This window comes from Rhizobium azibense (assembly GCF_004342325.1).
Lineage (GTDB): Bacteria > Pseudomonadota > Alphaproteobacteria > Rhizobiales > Rhizobiaceae > Rhizobium > Rhizobium etli_B.
This window is the reverse complement of sequence record NZ_SMBJ01000001.1, coordinates 244,375-258,050: the sequence shown is the minus strand read 5'-3', so window position 1 is coordinate 258,050 and position 13,676 is coordinate 244,375. Positions and strand designations below refer to the sequence as shown.

Genomic DNA, 13,676 nt, shown 5'->3' with positions numbered 1-13,676 from the left:
GGCTTTTGCAGGGAGGACGATATTCAGATGCTGAGATTTGCCGTTGTCGGAATCGACCATTCGCATACGTTTGATCATGTGAAGGGATTGCAAGCTGCGGGTGGAGAGTTCGTTGGCTATTGTCCGAAGACCTCTGTTCCGGCGATCCTTGAAAATTTCAAGAAGACATATCCGGATGCGCCGCAGATCGACCGCGAGACGATTTTCGCCGATCCGTCGATCGACGTCATCTGCATCTCCGCCATTCCGCGCGATCGCGCCGGTCTTGCGATCCGCGCCATGAGGGCCGGCAAGGACGTGATGACGGACAAGCCTGGCCTCACGACGTTTGCGCAGTTGGAGGAGGTCAAGAAGACCGTCGCCGAGACAGGCAAGATCTTCTCGATCTGCTTTTCGGAGCGCCATTGCGTTCGCTCTGCGGTCAAAGCAGCCAAACTCGTCAAGCAAGGCGCGATCGGCCAGGTTATCCAGACGCTCGGCATGGGACCGCACCGGCTGCAGCTTCCGACGCGGCCCGACTGGTTTTTCGATCCCGAAGCCTTCGGTGGCATCATCGTAGACATCGCCTCGCATCAGATCGACCAGTTTCTCTTCTATACCGGCTCGACGAGCGGCGAAGTCGTCGCAAGCGCAATCGGCAACTTCGGCATGCCGCAAAGGCCGGCATTCCAGGATTTCGGCGAGGTATTGCTGCGCTCCGACAAGGCGTCTGGCTATGTCCGCGTCGACTGGTTTACGCCCGAGGCGCTGCCGACCTGGGGTGACGGACGCCTGACCATTTTAGGCACCAAAGGCTATATCGAGCTTCGCAAATACATCGATATTTCCGGCCGCCCCGGCAAGGATCATCTGTTCCTCGTCAACGGCGAGGAAAATACCTACATCGACTGCAGCAGCGAGAGGCTCGACTATTTTGAAGCATTCACTGCCGACGTGCGCGATCGCACGGAAACGGCGATGACGCAGGCGCACGTCTACGAGGTCTGCCGCCTTTCGCTTGAGGCGCAGGCCAAGGCTGCCCGGCTCGGCGGACGATAGGAGGAGATATCATGACGAAGAAATTGCGCGTTGGCGTAATCGGCGCGGGCATCGCTTCGCGCCATCTGATCGGCTACGACTGGAACAAGGACCTTTTCGATGTGCCGGTGCTTTGCTCGCTGGACGAAGAACGCGGCCGCGAGCTTTGCCAAAAGCATGGCATTGGCGAATATACCCAGAATGTCGACGATCTCTTTGTCCGCAACGATCTCGACATCATCGATATTTCGACGCCGCCGGATTCGCATTTCGAACTCTGCAGGAAGGGTATCGAATCGGGAAAACATGTGATCTGCGAAAAGCCACTCTTCGGCTCGATTGCCGACGTCGACGAGATGAGCCGCATTGTCGCGCGTTCGGGCGGCAAGAAACTGATGCCGATCTTCCAGTATCGCTACGGCTCCGGCCTTCAGAAGCTGAAGCTGCTGATCGAACTTGGTCTGACCGGGCGTCCCTTCCTGACGACGATCGAGACACATTGGTGGCGTGGCCCTGCCTACTACGAAGTTCCCTGGCGCGGAAAGTGGAAGAGCGAACTCGGCGGCGGCCTGCTTGGCCACGCGATCCACGCGCACGACATGCTGAACTATGTGCATGGCGCCTGCGCCGAAGTCTTTGCCTATGGCGCGACACTGGTCAACAAGATCGAAGTCGAAGATACGATGGCGCTTTCCGTCAAGATGCAGAACGGATCGCTGGCGGCACTTTCCATGACGCTCGGCTCACGCAAGGAGATCTCGCGGCTGCGCTTCTGCTTCCATGATCTCGTCGCCGAAAGCATTCTCGAACCTTATACGATGGGCCGTGATCCGTGGAGCTTCATCGCAGGCACCGAGGAGCACCAGAAGCGCGTCGACGAAGCGCTTGCCGGCTACGAAGTGAAGGAAGACGGCTACACCCGACAGTTCGAGCTGTTCCACCAGGCGATCATTGAAGACAAGGAGCCGCCGGTAACGCTGCAGGACGCGCGCAATTCGCTGGAACTGGTGACGGCTGCCTATCATTCGCAGCGCACCGGAAAGCCGACGCCGCTGCCGATCACCGCCGAGCATCCGCTTTATCACTCGTGGCTTCCGGACGAAGAGCGGCAACTGGCCGCCAGCGCCTGAGCGCCAAACAGACAATGCGTCACCCGTCTTAAGGGTGGCGCCGCAAGGAGATATCATGGGGGCAGCCGTACCAACGCTTCGGCTTCAAGGCGAGCAGCGGCTTTATCAGATCGTCGCACGCCGCATTGCGCGCATGATCGAGGCAAACGCCAAGAACCCTGCCTGGCGCATGCCTTCCGAACGCGAGCTCGCCGAAGAACTCCAAGTCAGCCGCCCGGTCGTACGCGAGGCAGTTATTGCGCTGGAGATGCGCGGCCTGGTCGAAGTCAAGGGCAGGGCCGGCATCGTCGTTCTGCCGGTCCGCGGCAATCAGGTCAATTTTGACAAGATCAGCGCGGATGCCGGCCCCGGCCCGTTCGAGCTTCTGGAAGCCCGGCTTGCAGTCGAGGCAAGTGCTGCTGCGATGGCAGCCGAACGCGCGACGAACTACGATATTGCCGTGCTCGAGGACTGTATCGCTCAAATGGAGCATGAGACCGATGTCACCTTAAACAACGAAAAGGGCGACCGCGATTTTCATGTGACGATTGCACGCATGACAGGAAATGCCATCATCGTCTCGATCGTCGAGGCGCTTTGGGTTCAGCGCGACGAGTCGCTGATGTGGAAAAAACTGCATGAGCATATTCATGCGCCAAGCGTGCGCCCGCTCTGGATCGGCGATCACCATGCAATACTTACGGCTCTGCGTCTGCGCAATCCGGACGCTGCCTACAAGGCGATGGCGCGCCACATCCGCAACGTCAGCAACGAGCTGATGGAAGCTGACGAAAGGGGACGGTTTGCGCCTGAAGTCATGCAGGCGGATGATGGAAAATCGCGCTAGATGGTCAAGGCTTCTGGGTACAACGCCCCCTTCTCCAGCCTTTCGGCAGGAATTCCGATTGGCTCTCCTGTCCGTGCAGAACCCACATGAGCGGCCGCCAGATGGCCAGACAGTCGGGCGCGCCAGCAGGCGGCGCCGGAGAGACTTTGCGCCAGGAGTGATCCTGGCTCATCGTCGCGCGGCGTTTTCGGTACAAATCCAACTGCGAAGCCCAATAGCCTGCCAATCTTGTCCAGCGTCTCTAGGGTGGGTTCCCTGTGCCGGTTTCGATCTCGGCAACCTGTCGGCGGGTAAGCCCGAGCGTGCTAGCGAACTCCTCCGGAAATCGGAATGCGGGCCCGGAGGGGTCTCTCACGATCAGGATGGTCTGGCACCGAGCGCGTGCAGGATGCCGCGCAGTTCCGCCAGCCCGCGCATGCGGCCGATTGCAGGATAGCCTGGCGTGACGGTCTTGTTCAGATCATCCAGCATACGGTGACCATGGTCGGAGCGGAACACGATTTCGTCGTTCGGGCTGCGCTTGCGGTCCTCGGCCACGAGTTCCTTGAGAACCGCGACCATATCGACATCACCTTCCAGATGTGCGCTTTCATGGAAGGAGCGGCCGTCGCCTTCACGCTTGGTGGCACGCAGATGCGCGAAGTAGATGCGCGAGGCAAAGCGGCGGGCGATCTCGGGCAGGTTGTTGTCGGCACGCACGCCGAGGCTGCCGGTGCAGTAGCACATGCCGTTTGCCGGTGATGGTATGGCCTTAAAAAGGGCAGCATAGTCGTCGGCCGTCGAGGCAATGCGCGGCAGGCCGAAGAGCGGACGCGGCGGATCGTCCGGATGGAGCGTCAGCTTGACGCCGCGCGCTTCGGCGGCCGGTGTGACGGCCTGAAGGAATTCGACGAGGTGCTGGCGCAGCCTGGCCGCATCGATGCCGGCATAGGCGGCCAGCTTTTCGCGGAAACCGGGAATGGTCAGAGGCTCGGTCGTCGAGCCGGGCAGCGCCGAGGTTATGATGCGGGTGATCTCGGCGATCTCGGCTTCCGGCATAGCCTCGTAGACTTCGCGAGCGCGATTCCGGTCGTCCGCTGAATATTCCTTTTCAGCGCCCTGACGCTGCAGCACGAAGAGGTCGAAGGCGGCAAAGCGTTCGTGGTCGAAGCGCATGGCGGTCGCGCCCGTTGGTATCTCGTAGTCAAGGTCCGTGCGTGTCCAGTCGACCACGGGCATGAAGTTGTAGCAGATGATCGGAATCCCGCAGGCGGCGACGGCCTCGAGGCTTGCAATCCAGGCCTCTATTTCGGCCTTGGCCTGGCCGCCCTTGCGTTTGACTGCATCGGGGATCGGAATGCTTTCGACGACAGACCAGGTGAGGGACGAGCGCCCGGGCGGCGTATCTTCGATCATGGCCTTGCGTTCGCTGACTTCGCTTTCCGTCCAGGGGCGGCCGATCGGAACCTGATGCAGCGAGGAAACGATGTTCGTCGCGCCCGTCTGGCGCACGTCGTCCAGGCTGACGGGAGCCTCGGGCCCAAACCATCTCCAACCTTGCCGCATCTGTTTCCTCCTTGCTGTCTCGTTGTTTTAAGGGTTCTGCCGGCTGCTTCAGCAGAAATAATCGGGATAACGTGTTCGAAGCTCCGCGACATCGGGAATGACGGCGCTCAGATGGTGCAGCATGGCGTTGCGGGCGGCTTCCGGATCGTGGGCCGCGATCGCATCGCGGATAGCGCAGTGTTCGGGAACCACATTGTCCATGCGGCCGAGGGCCGGAAGCGTCAGCCGCCGGGCTCGGTCGATCTGCACCTTGACCGTTTTCAGGATGGTCCAGATACCGGGATAGCCGGCGATCTGGGTTATCGCCTCGTGAAAGGCTTCGTCCTCTTCATGGAAGCTCGACACGTCGCCGAGGGCGGCAAGCGCTTTCTGCCGGGAGATGATGGCATCGAGCCGGACAATGTGGTGCGGCTTGGCCATTCTGGCAGCACTCTCGACGGTCGTGCCTTCCAGTGCTTTGCGAACGACAACCGCTTCCGGGATTGCCGATACGGGGATACGCGAAACGACGGTGCCGGACTGTGGATAGATCTCCACGAGGCCACCTTCGGCAAGACGAAGCAGCGCTTCACGCACCGGCGTGCGGCTGACGCCGAATTCCTCGGCGATGCGCTTTTCCTGAAGCGCAATCCCCGGCGGCATGCGCAGCGAAACGATGTCGGCATGAAGCCTGTCGAAGATCGCATCCGCCGTCGTTACGCGGCGGAGCCTCGCCGGTCTTTCCAAGAGAGCCGGAAAATCGATCGCTTCGGAACTGGATGCCTGTCGCATGGACTGCCTGAACATGAATTGCGTGCATACTAGTATATCAATCGAAATCCCTTGCCAAGACATGGCCAAGGGAGCGGTGACCTCTCCTCAGGCCGTCCTACTGTTGATGCGCATGATGCCGACTGTGACGAACCACAATCCGACGCCAAGGCCGAGAAGGACGGCGGCGATTAGGTACTGGATGGGATCGCGCCCGGTCCAGGGTCCGGCGAGAAACGCACAGGTGATCGAACCCAGCACAGGCGCAAACGTCGGTGCTTTGAAATGCGAATGTCCGACGCTGTCGCGTCGAAGCACGAGTGCGGCGATATTGACCACTGCAAAGACGCATAAAAGCAGGAGGGCCGTGGTGCCGCCAAGCGCCGGAACGCCGCCTGCGAAGACGATCAGCGCGACGGCAAGAAGCGAGGTGAAGATGATTGCCACAAAAGGCGTCTTTCTGGTCGCGTGGACCTTTCCAAGCACGTCAGGCAGAACGTGCTCGCGGCTCAGCCCGTAGATCAAGCGACTTGCCATCATCATGTTGATCAGAGCGGAGTTCGCAACCGCAAACATCGTGATGATCCCGAAGATGCCGACGGGGAAATTCGGCGCACCGGCCTGCACGACTTTCAAGAGCGGCGTTTCGCCTTCGCCGAGGGCGGCGGCAGAAACCAGTGTGATGGCCGAAATCGCAACAAGGATATAGATGGTGCCGGTGATCACTAGACCGCCGAGGAGCACTTTCGGAAATATCCGGTTCGGTTCCTTGCATTCCTCGGCCATGTTGACCGAATCCTCGAAACCGACCATGGCGAAGAAGGCAAGCGTCGTTGCCGCGATGACGGACCAGATGACGCCGCGATCGCCGCTCGGCTGGAAAGTCCAAACCCGGGAGACGTCGCCCTGTCCGCCGGCGATCGCCCAAAAGCCGATACCGATGATGATCAGAAGACCGGTGAGTTCGACCGCGGTCAGCACGACGTTGAGCCTGACGCTCTCGCCGACGCCGCGAAAGTTGATCGCCGCGACGATCGAGATGAAGACAACTGCGATGAGGGTCACGCCGTAACCGCCGAAATCGAAGCCGAAGGCTGTCGAGAAGTTGGCGGCAAAGGCGCGGGAGGCGGTCGACGCGGACGTTATCCCCGAAGACATCACGGCGAATGCAACGAGGAAGGTGAGGAAGTGGATACCGAATGCCTTGTGCGTATAGAGTGCAGCACCGGCGGCGCGCGGATATTTCGTCACCAGTTCAAGATAGCTCAAGGCGGTGAGCAGCGCGACGACGAAAGCAATCAGGAACGGCAGCCAGACCACGCCGCCGACCTCTTTGGCGACTTGTCCTGTCAACGCATAAATACCCGTCCCGAGAATATCGCCGACGATGAAAAGCAGGAGCAGACCGGATCCCATGACCCGCTTCAGTTCCGGCTGCTCGACTGGCTTATCCAATGATTTCCCGCTCATGCTCCCTCCTTCTAATGTCCGACGATGACTGCATTGGCCCGGCTTTTGGCAACTAGAGCGGGAAATAAGAAAGAAAAGCAGTCGTTGAGCCTTCTCTTGCGGGAGGGACATCGAGAAACGCGCCACGCCTGCAAGCCCCTTTTTCGATCTGATGCCGAACTCCGCTTATGGGGCCGTCGGCCTGACGAAAACGATCCTGTTCGGGGGCCGCCAGGGCGAGGGCGGGCGCCCTTTCGAGCGACGTCGGAGGGCTGGGATTGCTATTTGATGCCGAAGGTAGAAACATCGACATGCGGGCTTGAACTTGCTGCATTGCAGCATTACCTTTTGGTGATCCGAAGCGGTTCACCCTCCTCCCGAGCCGCTTCGGACCGACGGGCAGCGCTCCTCCTCCCAAGCTGCCAGTCACTATCGAAGCCCGGCGCACCTCCTCCCGCGCCGGGCTTTTCATTGCGCACGCGGAGGCTTGCCGCAAGGAGGGCGTACCCAGGGGCTTGCTGCATCCGTGCCGCCGAGCAGGCTGCTAAGGGGGCATCATCCAGCAGCTTCAGCGATCCAGAGGTTGAACCCGCCTCCGATACTGTCGCCATACACTCTGTGGCGAGTGCTTTTTGCCGATGGCTGCGCTATAGTATTTTCTTGAGGGTCGGCCTGGGAGGAGACCCCGATGAATATATCTTCCTGGCTGGAGAGCCTGGGATGCGGGCAGTATGCCTCGGCCTTCGAGATCAATGCGATCGACGCGGAGATGCTGCCAAAGCTGACCTCCGACGACCTCAAAGAGATCGGCGTGGCCGCCCTTGCGCACAGAAAGAAAATACTCGAGGCAATTGCTGGGCTTGATGACGGCCAAGAGGGCCGGCATCTGCGCAAGCAGGCGGACCTCACTGCCGCTCCTCGTCGCCACCAACCATCGCCGGCGCGTCCCCGGGAGGCGGAAAGACGCCAGCTGACAGTGATGTTCGTCGACCTGGTGGGTTCTACCGGCCTTTCCACCCAGCTCGACCCTGAGGAGATGGGCGCGCTGTTGCGTCAGTTCCAAAATGCCGTGGCGGGCGACGTCGTCCGCTTTGACGGCTACGTGGCGAAGCTGATGGGCGATGGCGTGCTTTGTTATTTCGGCTGGCCGCAGACCCATGAGGACGAGGCCGAGCGAGCCGTCAAGGCAGGTCTTGCAGTTGTAGAGACCATCAAGGGCTTGTCGACCAAGGGCGGCCAGCAACTCTCGGTGCGCGTCGGGATTGCGACCGGACTGGTGGTCGTCGGCGACCTCGTCGGCTTCGGCGCCGCTCAGGAGAATGCAGTTGTCGGCGAGACGCCAAATCTTGCTGCCAGACTGCAAGCTCTTGCCGAACCGAACACAGTGCTGATTTCTGAACTCACGTTCCGACTGACAGGCAAGCTCTTCGAGGTGAAGCGTATTCGCCCGCAGAAACTGCACGGTTTCGATACCCCCACCAATTCCTACCAAGTGATCGGGGAGGGCCGGGCGGAAAGCCGTTTCGACGCTCTCCACGAGGGTGGCACTGCGCCGCTGGCGGGGCGAGATCTCGACCTGGCCTTGTTGACCGAGCGATGGAACCTCGCAGCGTCGGGGGAAGGTCAGGTCGTCGAGCTATTTGGCGAAGCTGGGATCGGAAAGTCACGCATTCTCCAGGAACTTCGCGAACGGTTGAAGGAGGAGAACGTCACATACCTGCGTTATTTCTGCTCACCGTATCATACGCAAAGTGCACTTTTTCCAGTCATAGACCAGTTGCTGCGGGCTGCCAGCATTTCACGGACGGATCCGCCGGAACGACAGCTGGCCTTTCTCGAAGGAGTGCTTGCAGCGACCAACAATCCGCAGGAGGAAGTGCCGCTCATTGCCACCTTGCTGTCGATCCCCACGGGAGACCGTTATCCCAAACCCGATCTGATGCCGCAGAAGGTGAAAACGCGCACATTCGAGGTCCTGGTCGACCAACTGGTGGCCCTGGCGCGAGCAAAGCCGATCCTCATGCTGCTTGAGGATGCGCATTATCTTGATCCGGTATCGGCCGAGCTCTTCGATGTGATCGTCGATCGGATCCAAAAGCTTCCCATCCTTTTGGTCGCCACGTCCCGCCCGGAAGGTGTGGTTCGGTGGAACGGCCTTCGCCACGCTACTTTATTGACACTGAACCGATTGAGCCGTGCGCAGGCGGCCTCGATCATCGCGGCGATGACAGGAGGAAAGAGCCTTCCATCACCGGTTCTCGACCAAATCCTCTCAAAAACCGAGGGCGTGCCGCTTTTCATCGAGGAAATGACCAAGCTCATCCTGGAATCAGGCATGCTGAGCGATACAGGCGAGGACTACAAACTGTCCGGCCCCTTGCCTCCTCTGGCAGTACCCGCCACGCTGCACGACTCCTTGATGGCAAGGCTCGACCGGCTGGCCTCTGTCAGGGAGGTTGCCCAGATCGGTGCAGTAATCGGCCGGGAATTCAGCCACGAATTGCTGGCTGCTGCCGCCGGACTGGCAGAACCCGAGCTGGAGAGGGCGACTGACCAGCTTGTGGCTGCAGGCCTGGTATTCCGCCGTGGTGGAGGCGGCGACGTCAGCTACGCCTTCAAACACGCATTGGTTCAAGATGCCGCTTATGGCAGCCTTTTATTGAGCCGACGCCAACAGTTGCACGCGCGCATTGCCCACATCATGGAGGAAAGCTTTCCTGAAAAGGTGGAAGCTGAGCCTGAGTTGCTTGCGCATCATTTCAACCAGGCCTCTCTTTTGGACAAGGCCGTCGAGTATAACGAACTGGCCGGAAGGCGGGCGCTTTTGCGCTCCTCGATATCGGAAGCGCTTGTCCGGTTCCGCAACGCCCTGAACGGATTGGCAGCTCTCCCGCCTTCCCGGGAGCGATTGCGGCGAGAACTGGGAATTCAGGTCGCGCTCGGCAGCACGCAAGTGGCAGCGCATGGCTTTGCCGCGCCGGAAACAGGAGCGGCCTACCTGCGGGCACAGGAGCTGTGCGAAGAGCTTGATGAGGTGCGCCAGCTGTTCCCGGTCCTTTACGGCCTGTGCCTCTACCATCTCTATGCGGCCGAGCTTGACGAGGCACGTCGCGCCGCCGACAAGCTGCTGGAGCTGGCAGGTCACAGCAATGATCGCGGCCTTTCTTTCTTCGCCCATCGGGCAGCTGGTGTCAGCGCGCTTCCAGCCGGCGAATTTTTGCGTGCTCGCGCCCATTTGAAGGAAGCGCTGTCACTTTATGACCCGCAGGAGCATCGGTCTGAAGCATTCGTGTATGCCTTTGACCCCCGTGTCGTCTGTCTCGATTATCTGGCCCGCACTCTCTTGCCGCTTGGTTTGCCCGATCAGGCGATCGCGGCCAATGATGAAGCGGTTCGGGAAGCGAGGAGCCTGGGACACCGCAACAGTCTCGCTCTGCCCTTGTTTTTCGGTGGCGTTGTCCATCAGATACTCGGCAATCGGCAGGCCGTGAAAAGTCGGGCCTGTGAACTCTCGGAAATATCAGAAGAGGCCGGATTTCGCTTCTGGCAGGCAGGAGCAGTGATCCTGCAGGCCTGGGCAATTGCCGAGGAGGGCGAAACAGATCGCGGCAGATCCGATTTGTTGAGGGGCATTGAAGAATGGCGTCGCACCGGCGCGAAGTACATGTTGCCCTATTTCTCGGCGGTTCAAGCGCAGATCGACATCAAAGCCGGACATCCGAATGCGGCCCTCGCCCTGCTTGTGGAAGCACAGCAGGTCATCGAGCGTACCAACGAGCGCTGGTTTGCGGCCGAGGTTTTCCGACTTCAGGGAGAGGCCATGCTGCAAATCGATCCCGAACGCAAAACGATGGCTGCCGAGCGCTTCGGCGAAGCGCTGGCCACTGCCCGAGCACAGGGCGCACGTTTTTGGGAACTGAGGGCAGCAACGAGCCTTGCGCGGATTGACAACGAAGGCGCCGCGCGTGAACAGCTTGCCCAAATCTGTGAAAGTTTCACAGAGGGTACGGCATTGCCAGATCTCAAGAACGCGCAATTGCTAAGCGGACACACGGCAGGAGCAGCTTAGCCCACAGCAAGGAGAAGGTCATGCCGCAAAAGGATATCGCCGCGATAGCCAAGGACGCTCACGACCGCTGGAATCAAGCTTTCAACAGTGGAGATTCAGCTTCGATAGCGGCACTCTACACCGAAGACGCAACCGTTCTGCCGCACACTCATGCAATCGTAAAAGGGCAGGCGGCAATCTCCGACTTCTGGGCCGGAATGATCTCGGCCGGGGTCAAAGACCACGGGATTGAACTGCTGGAAGCCCATGACGGGGGTGACATTGCCTATTCCAGCGGCAAGTGGTGGGCGTCCGGTCTGGGAGAAGACGGAAAGGAGCAACGCTACGAGGGCACGATCGTCACGATCTTCAGAAAACAACGCGACGGTTCCTGGAAGACGTGCCTGCACACATGGAACTGAAGCGGCCGGACGAGGCTTCTCAGCAAATCCTCGCCGAGCGAGTTCATAACGCCTTGGTTCGACGCGCCACAATCATTTGGCCCGATGTTGCCAGCCTCAGGTCTTCAGGAAGACTTCAATGACCGGCACGGTGACCGACGGGCGGCGTACCGGCAATACGAAGCTTATGGCATCTTCGCCGACGGGAAACTGGCTGTTCTTCCAAAGGGTATTTCCGGATGGCTTGAGCCAGGTCACCTCGCTGCCATCATGTAGAAACTGGGCATACTCGATCTTGCCCGCCAGCGCGTCGAAATGCAGGTGACGGAACGGCCAGTTGAAGAGGTGGATGTAGAGCCGGCTGCCATTTTGCGTCAGCCTGCAGTCGAGCGGCGCCAAGAACTCAGACTGCGTGCATCCATAGATGCTGCGCCCATGCAGCGCGATCCATTCTTCATAGGCGCCGAGCGCAGCCTTGGCGCGATCATCAAGCGTGCCGCGCGCCGTCGGACCGACGTTCATCAGCAAGTTACCGCCCATCGCCACACTGCCGATCAGGAGCTGGATCAGCTGCTCGGGGCTTTTCCAACTATCCTCGTCCCGGTGATAACCCCATGAGCCGCTGAAGGTGTGGCACGCCTCCCAGGTCATCCGTTTGCCGTCTCGTTCAGGCCAGGCACGTGGCACATATTGCTCCGGCGTCACGATATCGGGCACGAGGTCGGCAAGATCGAGCCGGTTGTTGATGATCGTATCCGGCGCCAGTTCGCGCACCAGGCGTACCAGCGTTTCGCTCTCCCAGTCCTTCTGTCCTTTGCCGACGAGATCGCCCTGCTTCCACTGCGGGTAGGAGAAGTCGAACCACATGACATCGACCGGTCCGAAGTCGGTAAGCAGTTCGCGGACCTGTTCGCGCATGACGCCGGCATAGCGACGAATGTCGCGCCCTTCATTGATTTTCACGGCATCGGGATGGTTGCGCTGAGGATGCCGCGGGTCGATCGTGAAATCTGGATGGTGCCAGTCGATCAGCGAATAGTAGAAGCCTGTCTTCAGTCCCTCGGCTCGAAACGCCTTGACGAAGGGAAGGAGCAGATCCCGTCCGTAGGGCGTGTTGGTTACCTTGTAGTCGGTGGTCTTGGTATCCCAGAGACAAAAGCCTTCATGGTGCTTGGAGGTCAGCACGACATATTTCATGCCTGCGGCGCGGGCGCGCCGGGCCCAGTCGCGGGGATCGTAAAGATCCGGATCGAAATGGTCGAAATAGTTCTGATAGTCGGCGTCGCTCAGCTCTTCGCGGCTTTTCACCCATTCGTGCCTCGCCGGCAGCGAGTAGAGACCCCAGTGCACGAAAAGGCCGAAGCGGTCATGAACAAACCAAGCCTTCTTTTCATGCGGCAGCGTCAGGGCTGGCAGGGTCTCTATATTCATCGAAATCTCCTCCTCTGTCGATCAGGTCGTCTCGCGGATCATGAGCTCCGGTTCGATTACGACCCCGTGCTGCCTGTTCTTCGTGACGATACGGCTGAGCAGCAGTTCGACCGCCGCTTCGCCCATCTCGCGCTTGTGCACGCGAAGGGTCGTCAAGGCCGGAGACATCAGCTCGGCAATCGGTATGTCGTCGAAGCCGACCAGGGCCATTTGATGCGGCACGGTGATGCCCGCCGCCCGGCAGGCCTTCATGGCGCCGATGGCGTTGAGATCGTTGTAGCAGACCAGCGCGTCGAAACCTGGCTTAGTGCCTAACAGCTCTTCCGCTGCAATACGCCCGCCGGCAACCGTTGGGTCGCAGTAGACCGGCTCAGGCGCCTTCAGCCCGTGTTCGGCCAAGGTCTTGCCGATGCCGATCAGACGACATTTACCGCCATAGGAATTGCGAGGACCGGCGATGATTGCAATCTTGCGCCGGCCACGTGCCACGAGGTGATTGACCGCCTGCGAAGCCCCGTGCTCATAGTCGGTCATTATAGTGCCGGCGACATCCTTCGGCGCCTCACGGTTGATGAGCACCGCTGCGCGATGTGGGCCGAGCGCCTTGTGCAGCGCCGCGTCTGGCAAACGCGCGCTGCACACGATGATTCCATCGACGCGATGCACCAGGAACGCATCGATCAACTCGGCCTCGCGCTTGCTGCTTTCCACGACGTTCGACAAGAGCAGATTGTAGCCGGCGGCATTGGCTGCGTCTTCCGCACCGCGGATGATCTCGGGGAAGAACGGGTTGGTAATGTCCGGAACCAGAAATCCGATGGTTCTCGATCGATCGGACCGCAGCCCGCGTGCGAAAGGATTTGGCCGGTAGTTCAGCGCGCTGGCAGCCGAGACAACGCGCTCGCTGGTTTCGGCACTGGCGCCGCCATGGCCGTTCAGCACGCGTGAAACGGTCATCGGCGACACGCCCGCCGCGCGGGCCACGTCGGCGATGGTGGTCTTCGATTCGAAATCCTTTGGCCGGGTCAAATGCTCGTCTCACTGCAAACTGATGGTAACGATATCGCACACATATAGGG

Annotated in this window: 10 protein-coding genes and 1 pseudogene; 5 read left to right on the top strand and 6 right to left on the bottom strand. The window is 60.1% G+C overall.

Going from position 1 to position 13,676, the window contains the following annotated elements:
- The first annotated feature begins 27 nt into the window (after positions 1-27).
- Genes EV130_RS01245 through EV130_RS01235 form a run of 3 tightly spaced genes read left to right on the top strand, consistent with a single transcriptional unit; the run spans position 28 to position 2,973 of the window.
- Positions 28-1,038, top strand: coding sequence for a Gfo/Idh/MocA family protein (locus EV130_RS01245; RefSeq protein ID WP_132549662.1), 1,011 nt, complete (start codon positions 28-30; stop codon positions 1,036-1,038).
- An 11-nt stretch (positions 1,039-1,049) separates the two neighbouring features.
- Entirely contained in the window at positions 1,050-2,147 is a 1,098-nt protein-coding gene (locus EV130_RS01240; protein ID WP_074065520.1) for a Gfo/Idh/MocA family protein, read from the top strand.
- A 55-nt stretch (positions 2,148-2,202) separates the two neighbouring features.
- Positions 2,203-2,973: a FadR/GntR family transcriptional regulator gene (locus EV130_RS01235; RefSeq protein WP_074065519.1), complete on the top strand. Its 771-nt coding sequence runs from the start codon at positions 2,203-2,205 to the stop codon at positions 2,971-2,973.
- A gap of 185 nt (positions 2,974-3,158) precedes the next feature.
- On the opposite strand, the pseudogene EV130_RS33085 reads toward EV130_RS01235, so the two are convergent.
- The 4 genes and pseudogenes from EV130_RS33085 to EV130_RS01215 form a co-directional block, all read right to left on the bottom strand.
- Positions 3,159-3,292, bottom strand: a pseudogene (locus tag EV130_RS33085) (helix-turn-helix transcriptional regulator); the annotation flags it as partial.
- Positions 3,293-3,330: 38 nt separating this feature from the next.
- Positions 3,331-4,518, bottom strand: coding sequence for a mannonate dehydratase (uxuA, locus tag EV130_RS01225; protein ID WP_132549665.1), 1,188 nt, complete (start codon positions 4,516-4,518; stop codon positions 3,331-3,333).
- Positions 4,519-4,566: 48 nt separating this feature from the next.
- Complete coding sequence (locus EV130_RS01220; RefSeq protein ID WP_074065764.1) at positions 4,567-5,289, bottom strand: GntR family transcriptional regulator; 723 nt, start codon at positions 5,287-5,289, stop codon at positions 4,567-4,569.
- Positions 5,290-5,376: 87 nt separating this feature from the next.
- Positions 5,377-6,738, bottom strand: coding sequence for an APC family permease (locus EV130_RS01215; RefSeq protein ID WP_132549671.1), 1,362 nt, complete (start codon positions 6,736-6,738; stop codon positions 5,377-5,379).
- A gap of 667 nt (positions 6,739-7,405) precedes the next feature.
- On the opposite strand from EV130_RS01215, the gene EV130_RS01210 reads away from it, so the two are divergent.
- Together EV130_RS01210 and EV130_RS01205 are read left to right on the top strand one after the other, a co-directional pair.
- Positions 7,406-10,786: an adenylate/guanylate cyclase domain-containing protein gene (locus EV130_RS01210; RefSeq protein WP_132658978.1), complete on the top strand. Its 3,381-nt coding sequence runs from the start codon at positions 7,406-7,408 to the stop codon at positions 10,784-10,786.
- A 20-nt stretch (positions 10,787-10,806) separates the two neighbouring features.
- On the top strand, positions 10,807-11,187 hold the full coding sequence (locus tag EV130_RS01205; RefSeq protein ID WP_074065514.1) for a YybH family protein: 381 nt from the start codon (positions 10,807-10,809) through the stop codon (positions 11,185-11,187).
- 96 nt (positions 11,188-11,283) lie between these two features.
- Here the strand turns inward: EV130_RS01205 and EV130_RS01200 are convergent, their stop codons facing one another.
- Together EV130_RS01200 and EV130_RS01195 are read right to left on the bottom strand one after the other, a co-directional pair.
- Positions 11,284-12,597 (bottom strand): alpha-L-fucosidase, encoded by a 1,314-nt coding sequence (locus EV130_RS01200; protein ID WP_132658976.1) that lies wholly within the window; start codon positions 12,595-12,597, stop codon positions 11,284-11,286.
- Between the two features lie 21 nt (positions 12,598-12,618).
- The gene (locus tag EV130_RS01195; RefSeq protein WP_074065512.1) at positions 12,619-13,626 is read right to left on the bottom strand and encodes a LacI family DNA-binding transcriptional regulator; all 1,008 of its coding nucleotides are present in this window, start codon (positions 13,624-13,626) and stop codon (positions 12,619-12,621) included.
- Positions 13,627-13,676 lie beyond the last annotated feature (50 nt).